The following is a 16,816-nucleotide window of genomic DNA, read 5'->3' on the forward strand; positions in this document are numbered from 1 at the left end:
CTACTCTACTGCCAATTTTCTGTTTCCACCTTCGCCTGAGTCTTCATAGCGATGCTGACTAGGGAGGACAGCGAGAGCTGGGCAAGCGTCAAAGCGGTTCTGGTTCATGCGCAATCCGGACACCTGCACAACATTCCTCTTGTAAGAAACCGATCAAATTCTCTAGGTGCCCATACTCGGATATACAGACAATCGTGCGGCTATGTTTCTCCTGCCGGATCAGCCCTACCTTGGCCATGCGCGCAAGGTGATGTGATAGCGTCGAAGCAGGAATACCCAGCCCCTTCTGGATATCTCCGACCGAAGCCCCATCATGGCCAGCTTTGACCAGAAAGCGGAACACGGACAGTCGGTGACTATTCCCTAGCTCAGCTAAGCTGGCTGCAACCTTTTCGTGATCCATAGCACGCCCCAATAATTCGATGTTTCTAGAATTATAGTTGACAGGTCGGATAAACGCAAGTAGGCTGCGTACATCATTTCGACAATACTAGAAATATAGGAGTAATATTGAATGTCATCTCAACTCCAAGACGCTCTAGGCATGTTCGCCTTTCTCGCTATCGAGCTATCGGTTTTATTCATTGGCATTAGCTTGCTGGTCGGAGTTCTTCAACGTCACATCCCACCATCCAAGGTGGAAGCGTTACTGACTTCCAGTGGGAAGCGAGGCTATTTTCTTGCTGCTGGTTTAGGAGCTATAACGCCCTTCTGTAGTTGCTCGACTATCCCCATGTTGAAAGGGTTGATTCGGGCACGGGCCGGTTTTGGGCCGATGATGGTGTTTCTTTTCTCATCTCCGTTGCTGAATCCTATCGTCGTCGGCCTGCTGGTTGCCACGTTTGGATGGACACTTACTGCTATCTATGTGCTCGCCGCTTTGGTGGTCGCGGTAGGTGCCGGATGGCTGCTTCACACGCTTGGCTTCGAGCGTTATGTGCGCCGGACGGCGACACAAGAGAGCAGTGGATGTAGTTCATCAGCAAGCCCGTGCAGTGCTACATCGACCGCATCGAGTTGCGGCACCAACAGCTGCGACACCACTCCGAAGACGGCTTCTTGCGGGGCTGATAGGAAGACAACAGTCTCTACGTCTAGCGAATGCTGTGACAGTCAACCCACTGTCACGGTTAAGAAAGAAGGGAAGTACAGTGGTGTGTGGCGGGAAGCTTGGTCGGACTTTATCGATGTGTTGCCTTACCTGCTCATCGGTATTGCGATTGGCAGCGTGATCTATGGTTTCATGCCCACTGACTTATTGGAGCAGTATGCAGGCCCAGATAATCCCTTTGCCATTCCAGTTGCCGCTGTCATCGGCGTGCCGTTGTATATTCGCGCTGAAGCCGTCATACCTCTGGCAGCGGCTCTGATGGCCAAAGGCGTGGGTGCCGGGACGGTGCTAGCGTTGATCATCGGCAGTGCCGGAGCCAGCCTGACTGAGCTCATTCTGTTGCGCTCTTTGTTCACGCTGAAGCTTTTAGCGGCGTTTTTAGCAGTCATTTTTGCTATGGCGATGATTGCCGGTTACGCCACCTACCTGTTTTTCTGATCAAGGCGGGAGATGATTAATTCGTTAAGCCTTCCTGGGTACCAGTTGGTGGATTCTGATGAGCAGAATGAAGACATACATTTTCGGCTTGAAGCACCTACACCAGTAGCCTGCGAGGGGTGCGGCGTGCAGGGTGAGTTCGTGCGGTTCGGCAAGCGTGACGTTCCCTATCGTGATCTGCCCATCCACGGCAAGCGGGTCACTCTCTGGGTGGTCCGCCGCCGATACACCTGCCGGGCCTGCAAGACAACATTCAGGCCCCAGCTACCGGAGATGGTGGACGGATTCCGTATGACACTGCGGCTGCATGAGTACGTGGAGAAGGAATCCTTCAACCACCCCTACACCTTTGTGGCGGCACAGACCGGCCTGGACGAGAAGACGGTGCGCGACATCTTCAACGCCCGCGCCGAGTTCCTGGGGCGCTGGCACCGCTTCGAGACGCCCCGCATCCTGGGCATTGACGAGCTATACCTGAACAAGCGCTACCGCTGCATTCTGACCAACATTGAGGAGCGAACCCTGCTCGACCTGCTGGCCACCCGCCGCCAGGACGTGGTGACCAACTACCTGATGAAGCTGAAAGACCGGCAGAAGGTCGAGATCGTCAGCATGGACATGTGGAACCCCTACCGGGCAGCGGTCAAGGCTGTGCTGCCCCAGGCCCGTATCGTGGTCGATAAGTTCCATGTGGTGCGCATGGCCAACGATGCCCTAGAGAGAGTGCGCAAGGGCCTCAGAAAGGAGCTGAAACCGTCCCAGAGCCGGACTCTCAAGGGAGACCGGAAAATCCTGCTGAAACGCGCTCACGAAGTCTCAGACCGGGAGCGCCTCATCATGGAGACCTGGACAGGCGCGTTCCCGCAACTGCTGGCCGCCTACGAGCACAAGGAGCGCTTCTACGGCATCTGGGACGCCACCACACGGCTCCAGGCAGAAGCCGCCCTGGACGAGTGGATAGCCACCATCCCGAAGGGCCAAAAGGAAGTCTGGAGCGATCTGGTCAGGGCAGTGGGAAACTGGCGCGAAGAGACCATGACCTACTTCGAGACGGACATGCCCGTCACCAACGCTTACACGGAGTCCATCAACCGACTGGCCAAGGACAAGAACCGTGAAGGGCGCGGTTACTCCTTCGAGGTGATGCGGGCACGAATGCTCTACACCACGAAGCACAAGAAGAAGGCACCGACTGCGAAGGTCTCTCCTTTCTACAAGAAAACCATCGGTTACGGACTGCCGGACTTCGCAGAGGAACTCAACTACGGAGTCGATCTATCAACCATCTGATAATGGTATCAGGTTGGTGGGGTGAAGGTGCCCCATCAACCATTAAATCCGTATACCCCTTATTTTCGTAACCCCCAAAATAGTCGGTGAGAAGATCTAAGCACTTGCTATGTATCGACTAAAGCCAGCAGTGATTGCTGGCTTTATTATTACTGGAATACAATTCTTTGCATAAATAGCGCACATGGCTTGCCATAGTAGACCCTAAGCTGAGATAATCCTCGGTCAAGTCTCATAAGAGCAAGGTAACATATAGGTCGGCTTGATGTTGAGTCGATATAGGCATACTTTTCAATAAGATTCAGACGTACAAGAAATGGCTGAAAAACGTAATATTTTTCTGGTAGGCCCTATGGGCGCAGGTAAAAGCACAATTGGTCGCCATCTGGCGCAAATGCTGCATTTAGAATTCCACGATTCGGATCAAGAGATTGAACAACGCACAGGCGCTGATATTGCTTGGGTGTTTGACGTCGAAGGTGAAGAAGGCTTCCGTCGTCGTGAAGCTCAGGTTATTGCTGATTTGTCTGAGAAACAAGGTATCGTCCTTGCCACCGGTGGTGGTTCAGTACAAAGCAAAGATATCCGTAATCATCTGTCTGCTCGTGGCATTGTGGTTTACCTGGAAACCACTATCGACAAACAGGTTGCTCGTACTCAAAGAGACAAGCGACGCCCATTATTGCAAGTGGATGATCCTCGAGAAGTGTTGGAGAATCTTGCAGAGATCCGTAATCCATTGTACGAAGAAATTGCCGATGTGATTGTCAAAACCGATGATCAAAGCGCAAAGATCGTCGCAAATCAGATCATTGAGCAATTAGGTTTTTAGGCAGAATTTATGAAGCAAATTCAGGTTGATTTAGGTGTACGTAGTTATCCCATTTACATTGGCCAGAATTTGATGAGTGATGGCGAGACCTTGTCTCGCTACCTGCTTAAAAAACGTATTCTTATCGTCACCAATGAAACTGTCGCGCCTTTGTATCTTAAACAGATACAAGAGACGATGGCTTCGTTTGGTGAGGTAGAGAGTGTTATCCTTCCCGATGGCGAACAATTCAAAGACTTAGCACATCTAGATACTATTTTTACTGCATTGCTGCAGCAAAACTATGGTCGAGATTCTGTGCTGGTGGCTTTGGGTGGCGGCGTGATTGGTGATATGACGGGCTTTGCCGCGGCATGTTATCAACGTGGGATCGATTTTATTCAAATTCCGACAACTTTATTGTCGCAGGTGGATTCTTCCGTCGGCGGTAAAACGGCGGTTAACCATCCTCTTGGTAAAAACATGATTGGGGCCTTTTATCAGCCACAAATCGTGCTTATCGATACTTTATGTTTACATACGCTTCCAGCGCGCGAGTTTGCGGCGGGAATGGCGGAAGTCATCAAGTATGGCATCATGTGGGATGCTGATTTTTTTCAATGGCTTGAAGATAATGTAACGGCGCTAAAAACCTTAGATGCCGAAGCATTAGTTTATGCTATCTCTCGTTGCTGTGAGATTAAAGCCGATGTTGTTAGCCAAGATGAAACTGAGCAGGGCGTGCGTGCTTTGTTGAATCTGGGTCATACCTTTGGTCACGCGATTGAAGCCGAAATGGGCTACGGTAATTGGCTACATGGTGAAGCAGTGTCAGCTGGCACAGTCCTTGCTGCTAAAACAGCTAAGGCACTGGGGCTTATCGATGAGTCAATAGTTTGTCGTATCATACAGTTACTACAAGCTTTTGATCTTCCAGTGAGTGCGCCGGAATCTATGGATTTCGACAGTTTCATTCAACATATGCGACGCGATAAAAAAGTTTTAGGTGGTCAGATTCGACTGGTGCTCCCAACGGCAATAGGCCGCGCGGATGTGTTTAGTCAAGTCACAGAATCTACCCTTGAACAGGTTATTCGCTGCGCATAAAAACTGTGTGGTGGGCGAGTGACGTTTCAGGGTTCTGTCTTGCTTCCTTCTCAGGAAGCCCTCATACAAAGAATGCATCATGTTGCCAGTTATAGCGATCAGCTGCTGGTGCTTTCTGGTGTCAGCGGTTCAGGAAAAACGACCTTAGTTACCGGATTAGCGACCGATTTTGACGAGTCAAATGCGGCATTTGTGATTTGTCCTATGCATGCCGATAACGCTGAGATACGCCGCAAAATTCTAGTCCAGCTAATTTCATCCCCTATTTTTGACGACGACATTCCCCTCGCCGATACGCTGTTGCGGCTTGCGAGTACGCAAACTAAACCTTTACATATTATTATCGATGATGCGCATTTATTACCTAAGGCGCTCTGGGCTGAGTGTATTATTCTCAATCAGATCCAGTGTGCGGGTAAGAATATTGCCGTCACGCTCACGGTTCCACCGGCATTCTTAGCGGACCTATTGCCACAATTACCCGAGCCATTGCGGCGGCAAATATTGCCTATCAGTATTGAGCCGTTAACCATGCCAGAGCGTGAAGCTTTGTATCAAACATTGCTGAGATACAGCGATCAAAACCCTTTTACGCCAAGGGAAATCGTACGCAGTCAGCTTGAGAAGCAAACGGGTACGCCGCAAGAAGTGGTCAATCTGTTAGATAAAGCCTTGCATAGCCCGCAAGAGAAAACATCTTCTTGGATGAAATATAAAGCTGTGATGGTGACAGCTGTGAGCATGTTGTTAGCGCTAGGTATTTGGCTTGGTGTTACTCAACCATTTTCTGAAGAGCAAGCCCTAGAGACTGCGACTTTTCCTGCGATAGATTCCCCCGTTTTCTTGTCCTATGGGCAAAAAATCTTAGCCCCCTATTTTGCTCTGCGCGCTGATCAATTAAAGTTTGCCGCCGTACCCGTGACAGTTAACGAAATAGAAACATCCAAAGCCAAAACAGAACCGGCTGTCGATCCATTAAGTGAATTCCATGGTGAGGCACCACATCCTGAGCCTGATGATGCAGCCTTAGTGAGTGTTGGTGAAGTGAGTAGCAAGTCTTTTGGTGGTGATGAGCCAACTGTGGATGCAGAGCCTCAAGCTAAAACGGTAGGTGTTCAGTCCCCAGCGCCAGAGGTGGCAAAGGTTGATAAAACAGTTTTGGAACCGCAAAAGCCACTCAAAGGTTATACCGTACAAATAGCGAGTGTTGCTCAGCTAGATACCCTGCGTTCGACATTAAAGAGTCTTGAGAATGTCGAGGGCGTTCGAGTCGCAAAGTATAAACAGCGATGGGTTGTCCTCGTTGGTCACTATAGCAGTAGCAAATTGGCTTCGAATGCGGCGGCGCAATTGGTTAAGGAGTATCGTTTTGAGCAACCTTGGGTCAGAAAATGGGCCGATTTGAAAGATTATCAAGTAGAAGAAAGTCTCTCAAATCGTGAAATTTCAGAATAAACAGAGTACAATCATGGCCTTTATTTTTGTCGGCATTCATCAAGTTAAATGATAAAAAAACACAGAGCCTTCCTTAAGTGGGCTGGCGGTAAATTTAAATTGGTGGATGATTTAGCCAGTTATTTACCCGCAGGAGACCGTTTGGTCGAGCCGTTTGTGGGTGCAGGATCCGTTTTCTTGAATACGGATTATCCTAGCTACCTGCTCTGTGACATTAATCAGGACTTGATCGAGTTATATCAGATAGTGAAGCATCAACCGGAAGCATACATTGCCGCAGCTAAAGCATTGTTTGTCGATGAGATGAATCAAAAGGAAGCTTACTATCAGGTGCGTACCGACTTTAATAAATGTCGCGACCCTTTCCAGCGTTCTGTGTATTTTCTTTATTTAAATCGCCATGGTTTTAATGGCTTATGCCGTTATAACCGTAAGGGTGGCTTCAATGTGCCCTTTGGCTCCTATAAAAAACCTTATTTCCCCGAAAAGGAAATCTGGGCCTTTTCTGAAAAAGCGCAACGTGCTGAGTTTAAATGCATTGGTTACGAAAAAGCCTTTGAGCAGACACGCAGTGGCGATGTTATCTATTGCGATCCACCTTACGCACCGTTATCTACTACATCCAGTTTCACGACATATGTTGGTGCCGGTTTTAGTTTAGACGATCAAGCACTACTGGCTCGTCATTCGCGCCATACCGCGTTAGAGCGTGGTATTCCGGTATTGATTAGTAATCACGATATTCCATTAACTCGCGAGTTATATCGCGGCGCGCATTTAGCGAAAATTCAAGTGCAACGCAACATTAGCCAAAACGGCAGTGGTCGTAACAAAGTGGATGAGTTGATGGCGCTATATGATGAAAACTACGATCCAAAAGACGACTAGTTTCAACATAAATAACGTTTAGCTAAGCACTTGTCCTACGAGAAACATCAGACTTGCCACTAAGATGACAGCTAATACTATGCCCATCACTATGTAGGGCAATGGGGAACTGGTTTGAAAGTCTTTTTTACGATTTTCGCTAGTTTGTACCCCGAAAAAGGCGGCAATGGTACTGTGAAATACTTGCCAAATGCGGCTAAGCATTAATAGGCGAGATGCGACGTAGTGGGCTTGAGATCATCCATAGGTTTATCTTGATGACCATGTAATAGCTCAAGTAGATCGACAAAGTGGAACTGACTCGAACGGTTTTTACCTGTAAGCCACGTTTTCCAGCTTAAGGTTTGTGCTTGATCGGCGCAGCGATTATTAGGGTGGCTACTGGGCAGTGCATTGTTGTAACGAGTGTCATTGCTACAAGCGCAAGATGCAGTTTCGGTATTTTCCGTAAGTTTTTCAACGCCCAAAGCTAGCGTGGCCACTACAACTGCAGTAAATGCCAACATCATAGATGACTTAAATGTCACCGACCTAACATAGTGTGAAAACTGACTAAACCGCTCCATCATAACGCTTCCTTTGGAATGAACCAGCACTGCGCCTCGAGTATAACAAACTCGCTTAGTTTATGAACAAAAAATTATCAATTCCAGCCAAAATGCTCGGAAATATTAGCTTATTTTACCGAATCTAAGCCCCAATTTACTGCGATAGCTGCAGAGTGTGCTGCTTTGCTGACATAGGCACAGCGGATCAATTGCCAGAAATGTGGCTTTAGCTATAGAGGCTTAGCTTGGCTCAGGGTAAAATAAGGCACTTTTTATCCAAATAGCAGCGAGTGTTTTATGCGTCCATTCTTGATTGCTCCATCAATTTTATCTGCCGATTTTGCCCGTTTGGGTGACGATGTAAAAGCTGTGTTAGATGCGGGAACCGACGTAGTACATTTTGATGTGATGGATAATCACTATGTTCCTAACTTAACGATTGGCCCTATGGTGTGCCAAGCACTGCGTAACTATGGGATTACCGCTGATATTGATGTGCATTTGATGGTTAAGCCAGTTGATCGTATCGTGCCTGATTTTGCTAAAGCGGGCGCGTCTATTATTACTTTCCACCCAGAAGCTTCTGAGCACGTCGATCGCACACTTCAGCTCATCAAAGAGTGCGGTTGTAAGGCAGGTCTCGTGTTTAATCCTGCGACACCACTGCATTATCTTGACCATGTGATGGATAAGCTCGACGTGATCCTATTGATGTCAGTGAATCCTGGTTTTGGTGGTCAATCCTTTATTCCATCAACCTTAGATAAGCTGCGCCAAGTGCGTGCGCGTATTGATGCCAGTGGTTTTGATATTCGCTTAGAAGTCGATGGCGGCGTTAAGGTCGACAATATCGCCGAAATCGCGGCCGCCGGTGCGGACATGTTTGTTGCGGGCTCGGCTATTTTCGGCAAGCCCGATTATAAGGCCGTTGTTGATGAGATGCGTGCCGAGCTTGCTAAAGTTGGGGCATAGCCATGTGGGATAAGATTAAAGCGATTGCGTTTGATCTAGATGGCACGCTGATTGACAGTGTGCCTGACCTAACCGTTGCCACGCAGGAAGCCTTAGCCGAGTTAGGTTTGAAGAGCTGCTCTGAGGCGCAAGTTCGTACTTGGGTCGGTAACGGTGCAGAGATGTTGATGCGCCGTGCTATGAGTCATACTTTGGGTACGGATGTTGAGCAAACAACCCTTGATGCGGCTATGCCGATTTTTATGCATCATTATCAAGAAAATCTTGAAAAGCACAGTGCGCTGTATAGCGACGTGCATCAAGTGCTGCAAACTTTGTTTGATGCAGGCTTTAAGTTAGCGGTTGTCACCAATAAACCCTATCGTTTTACCATGCCATTACTCAATGCTTTTGGGATTAACGACTTTTTCAGCTTAGTGTTAGGTGGCGATACCTTAGCTAAGATGAAGCCCGACCCTTTGCCGCTGCAGCATTTATTGCATGAGTGGCAATTGGAGAAAACTGAGTTATTGATGGTCGGCGATTCTAAAAACGACATTTTAGCGGCGAAAGCGGCTGGGATAGCGTCAATCGGCTTGACCTACGGCTACAACTACGGTGAAGATATTGGGCTCAGTGGCCCAGATGCCGTATGTGAGCAATTTAGTGAGATTCTGAACTGGGTAAAACCTACCAAGTAATGGGGGTTACCTGTTTTTTAGTCGATTTTTTTAGTCTTTTTATATATAGATAGTGGAGCAATGACGTAATGACCAAACCCATAGTACTCAGCGGTGCACAGCCGTCCGGCGAATTAACCATAGGTAACTACATGGGTGCATTGCGTCAATGGGTTGCGATGCAAGATAGCCACGACTGCCTGTATTGTGTAGTTGATTTGCATGCCATTACTGTGCGCCAAGATCCTAAAGCGTTGCGCGAAGCGTGTTTAGATACCTTAGCCCTGTATTTGGCCTGTGGCGTCGATCCTAAAAAGAGTACAGTGTTTATCCAGTCACAGGTGCCACAACATACGCAATTGGGTTGGGCATTAAACTGCTATACCCAAATGGGTGAGTTGAGCCGCATGACTCAGTTTAAAGATAAATCACAAAAGCACGCCAACAACATCAACGTGGGTTTATTTGGCTACCCAGTGTTGATGGCGGCGGATATTCTGATTTATCAAGCGAACGAAATCCCCGTTGGCCAAGATCAGAAGCAACACCTTGAGTTAACGCGTGATATCGCTACTCGCTTTAACAATGCCTATGGTGATACTTTCACCATTCCTGAGCCTTTTATTCCTGAACTTGGCGCTAAAGTCATGTCGCTGCAGGAGCCGCTAAAGAAGATGTCTAAGTCAGACGATAACCGTAATAACGTTATCGGCCTGCTAGAAGATCCGAAATCAGTGCTGAAGAAGCTGAAAAAAGCCATGACAGACAGTGATGAGCCGCCAGTCGTGCGTTTTGATGTGGATAATAAACCGGGTGTTTCTAACCTGCTGAGTCTCATGTCGGGTGTGACAGGGCAAAGCATTGCGAGCCTAGAAGCCGAGTTTGAAGGCAAGATGTATGGTCATTTGAAAGGTGCAGCAGGTGAAGCGGTTGTGAGCATGTTAGAGCCACTGCAAGAGCGTTACCGCGCGATTCGTAGCGATCGCGCTTACTTAGACCAAGTGATGAAAGCTGGTGCACAGAGTGCGCAGGCGCGCGCCGAAGTGACCCTGAAGAAAGTGTATGAGAAGATTGGTTTGTTAGTGTAATCAATCGATCGATAAATTAAGCCGACGTTCGCGTCGGCTTTTTTGTGCCTGTAAATTCATCCTAAGCCTGTGATTTTAGCCAAGATGAGAAAGCGGCAATCGCAGGTTCTGATAAACGGCGTTGCTTACAAAAGAAGGTAAATTCAAATCCGGTATGTACATCGGGCAGATTCAAGGTGACTAAACGCCCCGTTGTGATATCGCCAGCCACCATAAAGTCCGGCGCTAGGGCTAAGCCTTGGCCAGCAATCGCCGCTTCAATCGCCATCACAATATGACTAAACACATGCTGTTGTTCGTTATCGAGTGGTATTTGGTGCGCCGATGACCACTTGTGCCAGTCGAGCCCTAATGGTCCTTCATCAACCACCAGCAGAGCTTGTTGCTGGAAATTACTCAGGCTTATATCGCGCCATTTAAGGTAAAAACTGGGGCTGCATACAGGAATTAAACGCTCTTTGTGCAGTAACTGTTGCCAATAACCACGTTGATTTAGCTTACCGGCGATGAAGATATCCGCGGTGCTGGTGCTTAGATCAGGATCTTGGGTGATCATCTCGAGGCGGATTTTCACGCTCGGATATTGGCGGCGAAAATCGGCGAGTCTTGGGATCAACCATTTTACTGAAAATGAGCTGTAAACGGCCAGGCAGAGTTGTTGATTTGGCGTATCGCGTACTTTTAAGTTGAGGTCGCTTAACTCGTTGAATATCCGCTCTAACTCTAGAAATAGTCCGTGCCCCTTAGGCGTTAACTGCAGTTTACGCCCCTGACGGTCGAACAGTTGCTCGCCAAAATACTCTTCTAATACTCGCACTTGGTGCGACACTGCACTTTGGGTGATGCACAGTTCATCGGCGGCCTTAGAAAAATGCTGCTGTCTGGCGGCAGCTTCAAACACTTGTAGAGCGCGTAATGGCGGGAGCTTTCTCATGATTTTCAATATCTAAAGGCTTTAGTATGAATTTAATTCATCTAGCATGAGAAAGCATCATTTCAGCTTAAGTTTTGCGAGGATTATCATGCCGCCATTGAGATTTATGGATGTTAAAAAATGCAACGCCCAGTAGTTATTGGTTTGATTTTATTGATAGTAGGTAACCTATTCAGTGCCTTCTATGATGTATCGATCAAGTGGTTACCGGACGATGCGAGTGCCTCGACTTTCCTCCTTGTCAGGCAAATCTCTTCAGTATTTATGTTGTTGCCAGTGTGGCTGTATTCGCAGCGTCCGATGACGACACATATCTCAGTTCACCTTTGGCGTGCCAACATTGGCTCAGTTGGCGCGCTTTTTTTAATTATTGGCTTAATGGCATTACCGCTCGCGACAGTTAGCTCATTGTTTTACTCCGCACCGCTAATGATTATTTTGATGGGGTATTTCTTCCTGAGCGAGAGGATCACCGCTGCTCAGACAATCTGTACTGGCTTAGGTTTTGTCGGCATCTTGATTATCCTGCGACCGAGTGAGATGAACTGGTACGGCATTGCTGTGCTGTTTTCTGCTTTTACCTTTGCAGTGAATCAGTTAGCACTTAAAAAAGTACCCCATGCTGAGCATCCCGTGCTAACGCTAATGCTATATAACTTGCTGGGTATTCCGGCAACGTTAGTGATTGCAGCGTTTCAGGGGATTGAGGGTTTGAGTTGGGAGCTTGTGGGCGTGGCCTTGCTGAGCAACGCATTTTTATTGGTTTATCACTGGTTTTGTGTGTTGGCTTACCGCAAGGCCCAGGCGAGTGATATCGCGATTGCGGAATACACAGGCTTGTTGTTTATTGTCTTTTTAGGCTGGTTGTTGTTCGATGAATGGTTGGATAACTTAAGTTGGCTCGGTGCCGCCTTAATCGTATTGCCTTCGTTGTTTTTACCTTGGCTAGGATCGCTCCTATCAAAATCGGCACCTAAGATAGCAGATACACTCACGGGAAAATAACCGCGAGGGTTAAAGCCTAAGTGGGCGAGTTAGCTCACCACTTAGGCTCAAGTTTTAAATAGGTAAACTGCAAAATTACTTAGCATACTCAAATACTTTCACCACTTTACGCACGCCAGCAGTATTACGGGCGATATCAACAGCTAAGTCTGCTTGTGAGCGATGAATAACCCCCAGCAGGAAGACTTCACCATTTTCAGTGATGACTTTAATGCGAGTCACATCCAAATCTTTTTCGTTCAGCATGCGGCCCTTCACTTTGGTTGTAACCCAAGTGTCATTGCTGCGGGTGGTGAAAGAGGTTGGATTGCCAATGCGGATTTGATTATGTATTTTGCCGCCGAGCTTAAGATCTTGTACGACCTTGATGGCTTTATCCCTTAACGTAGAGTTAGGGGCTTGGCCTATCATAAGTACATTGCCATTGACGGATACACCTGTGATATTCGTTTGTTTTTTAAGATCTTCTTGCTCTAGCAGTGCGCTGGTGATCTTAAAATCGGTATTGGTATCATCAAGCTGAGTCTTAACAGTACGTTCGTCGTTGGCCATCATAGCGCCACTGACTGCGCCCACCATAACGGCACCGGCGCAGCCTTGAAGCAGCAAGCAAACCATTAACAGCGGGGCAGCGTGTCTCATTGCTGCTCGTCCTGTGGGAAGAGGGTGCGGTCAATATTGTCACACAGGCAATGGATCACCAGTAGGTGCACTTCTTGGATACGTGCAGTGACATTTGAAGGTACGCGGATTTCCACATCGTTCACGCTCAGTAGGCCAGCCATAGCGCCGCCATCTTTACCTGTTAGCGCTACGATAGTCATGTCGCGGCTTAATGCGGCTTCAATGGCTTTAATCACGTTACCTGAGTTACCACTGGTCGAGATTGCTAGCAGAATGTCGCCCGGTTGACCTAAGGCAAAAATCTGTTTTGAGAAAATCTCATCATAGCTATAGTCGTTGGCGATAGCTGTGATGGTTGAAGTATCGGTAGACAGAGCGATGGCTGGTAAGGGTGGACGCTCAATCTCGTAGCGGTTTAGCAGTTCTGCTGAGAAATGTTGCGCATCACCAGCACTGCCGCCGTTACCGCAAGCAAGGATTTTATTGCCACCCAAAAGACAGTGCACCATCATCTCGGCCGCTTTGGCGATGGATTCTGGCAGTGCTTCGGCTGCATCGATTTTTGTCTGGATAGATTCAGTAAAGCTGTCTTTAATGCGTTCTAACATGGATAAATCCTTTCAGGATAAAGTGTTGCTATCATGCCATATTTCCACAAGCGTGTTGAGGCACAGACGTTAAAATAATTTGTGTAGTCACTCTTTCACTATTGGCGCTTAAAAGGCATCGACCAGCCAATGAATTTGATCGGCTTCCATGGCGATGACATCGAAACGACAGGGCACATCGAGTCTATTGAGTTGTAAATAGTGGCTAGCCGCTTTGCGAATTCGCGAAATCTGCGCGCTGCTTAAGGCCTGTAATGCGCCGCCATATTGATTTGCCGAACGATACTTCACTTCGACAAATACCCAATGGTTTTTATGGCGCATGATTAAATCAATTTCCCCAAACGGATAGCGGACATTACGTTCGACAAAAGTTAAGCCTTGTTGTTCAAGGTAACGTTGGGCGTGCGATTCTGCCTGCTGTCCGAGTGTCATAACTGGCGGAAGCTACCTCTTTCATAACGTCCCCAGCTTAATTGGCGGTTGACTATGCCATCTGGACTGACAGATAAAGCACCACTGCGACCATTGAATTGATAACCCGTGAATGAGCGCATTTGCGCCAAACGGCCGATCAAATCCATTGCATCATAACCCATAACAAACAAACGTTTCTGACTGTTATTCCAGCCCGAAAATAGTGTGTTGACCATCAGATTTTCTTCGCCGTTTTGCATTAGCCAAGGTGCGTCGCTTAGGGTCAGGTTATTTAAATCCTGCGCCGTTTGTGTGCTTTCATTTTCAACTCGGCTGCGGCTTGAGGTATATAAAGGCACAGGTTGTGTGAAAACGCTAAAGTTTACGTCGATAAAGGCCTTGAGCAGGGTTAGATCCTGTGGCGTTGAAATCATATAAATGGCATCAATATCTTGGCGTGAACGGAAGTCGGCTTGTACTGAATTGCCTAACAACTCTTTAATACGGGCGATCCGCTCTTGGCTATCGCGCACTCCAAGGGCATCTTGTACTGTGGTGCGCATTTTATCACCGCCATCGAAGTAGTGAACTTCGACAGGGTTATCGCTCTTCTTTTTCCATGCTTGAATAAAGCTTTCGGCCATGCGTTTGCCAAGGGCATCGTTACTGGCGAGCAGTAACGGCATAGTTACGCCATCTTGATATAAATGCTCCGCCGCATCGGCCGCCTCTTGTGCGGGAGATAATGCAAAGTAGAACTTATTCGGATCGGGGGTGAACTTATCTACTTGATTTAAATATAGTTGTGGCACAGGCGTAGCAGGTGCTGTATTGGCCGTTTTGTCTGGGTTAGCAGTATTAGTCACCGCATTAGTGGCGGCAGTGTTTGCCGCATTGCTCACTTGCAGTTGTTCAATTTCAGTAGGCAATAATGGGCCAATAATAAATTCGGCTCCCGCAGTTAGCGCCTGTTGGTAAGCGCTGGCAGCATCGTTTGCCGTGTCATAAAAGTTGACTGCGACTTGGTCATTTTGCTTTGCCATGTAACTGGCTAATATGCCTTGGCGAATTGCATTGGCAGCGTTAGCTCTTGGGCCCGTCAGCGGCAACAGCACAGCAATGTTTTTTGGCGTAAATGGCTTAGCGTTTAAGGCTCTGTCAAGATCGGCGGGTAGCTTAGCCGCTGCAGGATGATAAGGATTTTGTTTCTGCCATTCGCCTAAGTAGCGTACTAACTGTGTCGGATCGACAGCATAATGCTTCGCGATATAAGCCAATTGCAACCAACCCGTAAACACAGGAGTCTTAGCATCTTGGGTAAAGGCTTTTAAGGTTTGTTCGTGCATTGGCTGCAGCACTTGCCAAATCGCGTTATTCACCTCGTTGGCTTGGGCGGGGGGCAAGTAAGTCGTCAGTAAACTCAGTTCACGCACTTGCTCAATAGGCTGTTTATTCAATTGATATAAATGCGCCTTGAATTGGTGATAAGCCGTCATCTGCCAGCTTGGCAAACTCCAATTGCTTGGATAATTGAGAACTTTAAGTGCATCACTATAGGTGGACGTATGTTCAAGCACGCGCGCGGTCAAGTATTTATGTTCGGCCAGAAATGTTGGGCTCTGATTCAAGCTTGGCTGTATCGATTTTAGTAGCTTCTGCGCTGCTGCGTAGTCGTTGGCATTGATGTAGGCATGGGCTGCGAGCAGCAGATTAGTATCGCGCTGCTGCGGATCTTTGCTATTGGCGGCTTGTGCCAAATACACATTGGCCGACAAAGGTGCGGATGCTAAAGAGGTGGCCACTGTGGGTGCAGTTTCGGTCGAGGTGGGCGTTGAAGTGCCACAACCCGCCAAGATTACCGATAAAATGGCCACGGAAACGAACTTAGTTGTATTCAGGCTTTTTAACACTGGGCTTCACTCTGGTAAGATGCAGCCTCTAGTTTAACCTTCTCTCGCGCTTGACGAAAGTCTTGGCACTGTCATTACAGAGGTATATATGGACCAAAGCGTCGCACTCTACATAGTTCCTACTCCCATAGGTAATTTGGGCGATATGAGCTCACGGGCAATAGAGGTGCTGAATCAGGTTTCATTGATCGCCTGTGAAGATACTCGCCACAGCGGTAAGTTATTGAGCCACTTTGGTATTACCACAAAAACTACGGCGCTGCATGACCATAACGAGCGTGCTCGTGCCCAGTGGATTGTCGATCAGCTTGCAGCTGGACTGTCGATTGCATTAATTTCAGATGCGGGTACCCCGTTGATTTCCGATCCGGGTTATCACTTGGTTTCCCATGTGCGCCAATCTGGGTTTAATGTGATCCCCTTACCCGGCCCTTGCGCGGCAATTACCGCCCTGAGCGCCTCGGGTTTGCCATCGGACCGTTTTTCTTTCGAAGGTTTTCTGCCGTCTAAAGAAAAAGCCCGCGCTGATAAGTTATTGGCATTGAAAGAAGATCCGCGCACGCTGATATTTTATGAATCACCCCACCGCATTGAGCACAGTCTAACGACTATGGTTGAAGTGCTTGGTGGCGAACGCCACGTCGTCATGGCGCGTGAAGTGACCAAAACCTTCGAAACTTTTTTATCTGGTCCTGTCTCAGAGGTGCTTGCCACTGTTAGTACTGACCCGAATCAGCAGAAGGGTGAAATCGTGCTTATGGTGCATGGCTACCATTTGAGTGATGACGAAGCGATTCCCACCGTCGCTATTAATACGCTCAAACTCTTATGTGAAGAATTACCATTGAAGAAAGCCGCAGCAATTGCCTCGCAAATTCATGGACTTAAAAAGAATGCTCTGTATAAATACGGCCTAGAGTCTGATTTATAAGCGCTAAAACGGTTACGAGC

At 47.8% G+C, this 16,816-nt stretch carries 19 protein-coding genes; 11 read left to right on the forward strand and 8 right to left on the reverse strand.

All coding sequences use genetic code 11. The features are described from left to right. Window positions 1-88 precede the first annotated feature (88 nt). Complete coding sequence (locus tag L5M11_RS16865) at window positions 89-403, reverse strand: ArsR/SmtB family transcription factor (protein ID WP_008294929.1); 315 nt, start codon at window positions 401-403, stop codon at window positions 89-91. A gap of 111 nt (window positions 404-514) precedes the next feature. Between L5M11_RS16865 and L5M11_RS16870 the strand changes: the two genes are divergently transcribed. The 6 genes from L5M11_RS16870 to L5M11_RS16895 all read left to right on the forward strand — a co-directional run bounded on the left by L5M11_RS16870 (window position 515) and on the right by L5M11_RS16895 (window position 7,100). After that, entirely contained in the window at window positions 515-1,549 is a 1,035-nt protein-coding gene (locus L5M11_RS16870; RefSeq protein ID WP_000098298.1) for a permease, read from the forward strand. A 12-nt stretch (window positions 1,550-1,561) separates the two neighbouring features. Further along, window positions 1,562-2,839 carry an ISL3 family transposase gene (locus L5M11_RS16875; RefSeq protein WP_000610830.1) on the forward strand — a complete coding sequence of 426 codons (1,278 nt, stop codon included), beginning with the start codon at window positions 1,562-1,564 and terminating at the stop codon, window positions 2,837-2,839. 316 nt (window positions 2,840-3,155) lie between these two features. Next, complete coding sequence (aroK, locus tag L5M11_RS16880; protein WP_006083542.1) at window positions 3,156-3,671, forward strand: shikimate kinase AroK; 516 nt, start codon at window positions 3,156-3,158, stop codon at window positions 3,669-3,671. Window positions 3,672-3,680: 9 nt separating this feature from the next. Then, window positions 3,681-4,757: a 3-dehydroquinate synthase gene (aroB, locus tag L5M11_RS16885; RefSeq protein ID WP_113941457.1), complete on the forward strand. Its 1,077-nt coding sequence runs from the start codon at window positions 3,681-3,683 to the stop codon at window positions 4,755-4,757. Window positions 4,758-4,775: 18 nt separating this feature from the next. Then, window positions 4,776-6,212: an AAA family ATPase gene (locus L5M11_RS16890; protein WP_173248106.1), complete on the forward strand. Its 1,437-nt coding sequence runs from the start codon at window positions 4,776-4,778 to the stop codon at window positions 6,210-6,212. 48 nt (window positions 6,213-6,260) lie between these two features. Then, window positions 6,261-7,100 (forward strand): Dam family site-specific DNA-(adenine-N6)-methyltransferase, encoded by an 840-nt coding sequence (locus L5M11_RS16895; protein WP_131525404.1) that lies wholly within the window; start codon window positions 6,261-6,263, stop codon window positions 7,098-7,100. An 18-nt stretch (window positions 7,101-7,118) separates the two neighbouring features. Here the strand turns inward: L5M11_RS16895 and L5M11_RS16900 are convergent, their stop codons facing one another. Together L5M11_RS16900 and L5M11_RS16905 are read right to left on the reverse strand one after the other, a co-directional pair. Next, window positions 7,119-7,304 carry a DUF2970 domain-containing protein gene (locus L5M11_RS16900; protein WP_131525403.1) on the reverse strand — a complete coding sequence of 62 codons (186 nt, stop codon included), beginning with the start codon at window positions 7,302-7,304 and terminating at the stop codon, window positions 7,119-7,121. After that, window positions 7,304-7,669, reverse strand: coding sequence for a hypothetical protein (locus L5M11_RS16905; RefSeq protein WP_173248104.1), 366 nt, complete (start codon window positions 7,667-7,669; stop codon window positions 7,304-7,306). Before L5M11_RS16905 ends, L5M11_RS16900 begins: the two co-directional genes overlap by 1 nt. Before the next feature lie 276 nt (window positions 7,670-7,945). Between L5M11_RS16905 and rpe the strand changes: the two genes are divergently transcribed. The 3 genes from rpe to trpS all read left to right on the forward strand — a co-directional run bounded on the left by rpe (window position 7,946) and on the right by trpS (window position 10,367). Then, window positions 7,946-8,620: a ribulose-phosphate 3-epimerase gene (gene rpe / locus L5M11_RS16910; protein WP_012090481.1), complete on the forward strand. Its 675-nt coding sequence runs from the start codon at window positions 7,946-7,948 to the stop codon at window positions 8,618-8,620. 2 nt (window positions 8,621-8,622) lie between these two features. Then, complete coding sequence (locus tag L5M11_RS16915) at window positions 8,623-9,300, forward strand: phosphoglycolate phosphatase (protein ID WP_173248102.1); 678 nt, start codon at window positions 8,623-8,625, stop codon at window positions 9,298-9,300. A gap of 68 nt (window positions 9,301-9,368) precedes the next feature. Next, complete coding sequence (gene trpS, locus L5M11_RS16920; RefSeq protein WP_113941452.1) at window positions 9,369-10,367, forward strand: tryptophan--tRNA ligase; 999 nt, start codon at window positions 9,369-9,371, stop codon at window positions 10,365-10,367. A 61-nt stretch (window positions 10,368-10,428) separates the two neighbouring features. On the opposite strand, the gene L5M11_RS16925 is transcribed toward trpS, so the two are convergent. After that, the gene (locus L5M11_RS16925; RefSeq protein WP_219234829.1) at window positions 10,429-11,301 is read right to left on the reverse strand and encodes a LysR substrate-binding domain-containing protein; all 873 of its coding nucleotides are present in this window, start codon (window positions 11,299-11,301) and stop codon (window positions 10,429-10,431) included. 120 nt (window positions 11,302-11,421) lie between these two features. Between L5M11_RS16925 and L5M11_RS16930 the strand changes: the two genes are divergently transcribed. After that, a complete protein-coding gene (locus L5M11_RS16930) occupies window positions 11,422-12,306 on the forward strand; it encodes a DMT family transporter (RefSeq protein WP_131525400.1) in 885 nt (294 codons plus the stop codon). A gap of 75 nt (window positions 12,307-12,381) precedes the next feature. Here L5M11_RS16930 and dolP read toward each other — a convergent pair whose 3' ends face one another. The 4 genes from dolP to L5M11_RS16950 form a co-directional block, all read right to left on the reverse strand. Beyond that, window positions 12,382-12,948, reverse strand: a complete 567-nt coding sequence (dolP, locus tag L5M11_RS16935; protein WP_105250526.1) for a division/outer membrane stress-associated lipid-binding lipoprotein — start codon at window positions 12,946-12,948, stop codon at window positions 12,382-12,384. Beyond that, a complete protein-coding gene (locus L5M11_RS16940; RefSeq protein ID WP_105250525.1) occupies window positions 12,945-13,538 on the reverse strand; it encodes a phosphoheptose isomerase in 594 nt (197 codons plus the stop codon). The genes dolP and L5M11_RS16940 overlap by 4 nt, the downstream gene beginning before the upstream one ends. Before the next feature lie 108 nt (window positions 13,539-13,646). Next, on the reverse strand, window positions 13,647-13,973 hold the full coding sequence (locus L5M11_RS16945) for a YraN family protein (protein ID WP_105250524.1): 327 nt from the start codon (window positions 13,971-13,973) through the stop codon (window positions 13,647-13,649). Next, window positions 13,970-15,865 carry a penicillin-binding protein activator gene (locus L5M11_RS16950; RefSeq protein ID WP_263140963.1) on the reverse strand — a complete coding sequence of 632 codons (1,896 nt, stop codon included), beginning with the start codon at window positions 15,863-15,865 and terminating at the stop codon, window positions 13,970-13,972. The genes L5M11_RS16945 and L5M11_RS16950 overlap by 4 nt, the downstream gene beginning before the upstream one ends. 88 nt (window positions 15,866-15,953) lie before the next feature. Between L5M11_RS16950 and rsmI the strand changes: the two genes are divergently transcribed. Next, window positions 15,954-16,796 (forward strand): 16S rRNA (cytidine(1402)-2'-O)-methyltransferase, encoded by an 843-nt coding sequence (gene rsmI, locus L5M11_RS16955; protein WP_263140967.1) that lies wholly within the window; start codon window positions 15,954-15,956, stop codon window positions 16,794-16,796. Window positions 16,797-16,816 lie beyond the last annotated feature (20 nt).

This window comes from Shewanella sp. SM87, assembly GCF_025653705.1.
Lineage (GTDB): Bacteria > Pseudomonadota > Gammaproteobacteria > Enterobacterales > Shewanellaceae > Shewanella > Shewanella oncorhynchi.

Bases quoted from the DNA above. Each gene is read 5' to 3' on its own strand.
- rpe (WP_012090481.1), top strand. From the start codon at position 7,946: ATGCGTCCATTCTTGATTGCTCCATCAATTTTATCTGCCGATTTTGCC.
- aroB (WP_113941457.1), top strand. From the start codon at position 3,681: ATGAAGCAAATTCAGGTTGATTTAGGTGTACGTAGTTATCCCATTTAC.
- L5M11_RS16945 (WP_105250524.1), bottom strand. From the start codon at position 13,973: ATGACACTCGGACAGCAGGCAGAATCGCACGCCCAACGTTACCTTGAA.
- trpS (WP_113941452.1), top strand. From the start codon at position 9,369: ATGACCAAACCCATAGTACTCAGCGGTGCACAGCCGTCCGGCGAATTA.
- L5M11_RS16870 (WP_000098298.1), top strand. From the start codon at position 515: ATGTCATCTCAACTCCAAGACGCTCTAGGCATGTTCGCCTTTCTCGCT.
- L5M11_RS16915 (WP_173248102.1), top strand. From the start codon at position 8,623: ATGTGGGATAAGATTAAAGCGATTGCGTTTGATCTAGATGGCACGCTG.
- L5M11_RS16930 (WP_131525400.1), top strand. From the start codon at position 11,422: ATGCAACGCCCAGTAGTTATTGGTTTGATTTTATTGATAGTAGGTAAC.
- L5M11_RS16900 (WP_131525403.1), bottom strand. From the start codon at position 7,304: ATGCTTAGCCGCATTTGGCAAGTATTTCACAGTACCATTGCCGCCTTT.
- dolP (WP_105250526.1), bottom strand. From the start codon at position 12,948: ATGAGACACGCTGCCCCGCTGTTAATGGTTTGCTTGCTGCTTCAAGGC.
- L5M11_RS16940 (WP_105250525.1), bottom strand. From the start codon at position 13,538: ATGTTAGAACGCATTAAAGACAGCTTTACTGAATCTATCCAGACAAAA.
- L5M11_RS16895 (WP_131525404.1), top strand. From the start codon at position 6,261: ATGATAAAAAAACACAGAGCCTTCCTTAAGTGGGCTGGCGGTAAATTT.
- L5M11_RS16865 (WP_008294929.1), bottom strand. From the start codon at position 403: ATGGATCACGAAAAGGTTGCAGCCAGCTTAGCTGAGCTAGGGAATAGT.
- L5M11_RS16875 (WP_000610830.1), top strand. From the start codon at position 1,562: ATGATTAATTCGTTAAGCCTTCCTGGGTACCAGTTGGTGGATTCTGAT.
- L5M11_RS16905 (WP_173248104.1), bottom strand. From the start codon at position 7,669: ATGATGGAGCGGTTTAGTCAGTTTTCACACTATGTTAGGTCGGTGACA.
- L5M11_RS16925 (WP_219234829.1), bottom strand. From the start codon at position 11,301: ATGAGAAAGCTCCCGCCATTACGCGCTCTACAAGTGTTTGAAGCTGCC.
- rsmI (WP_263140967.1), top strand. From the start codon at position 15,954: ATGGACCAAAGCGTCGCACTCTACATAGTTCCTACTCCCATAGGTAAT.
- aroK (WP_006083542.1), top strand. From the start codon at position 3,156: ATGGCTGAAAAACGTAATATTTTTCTGGTAGGCCCTATGGGCGCAGGT.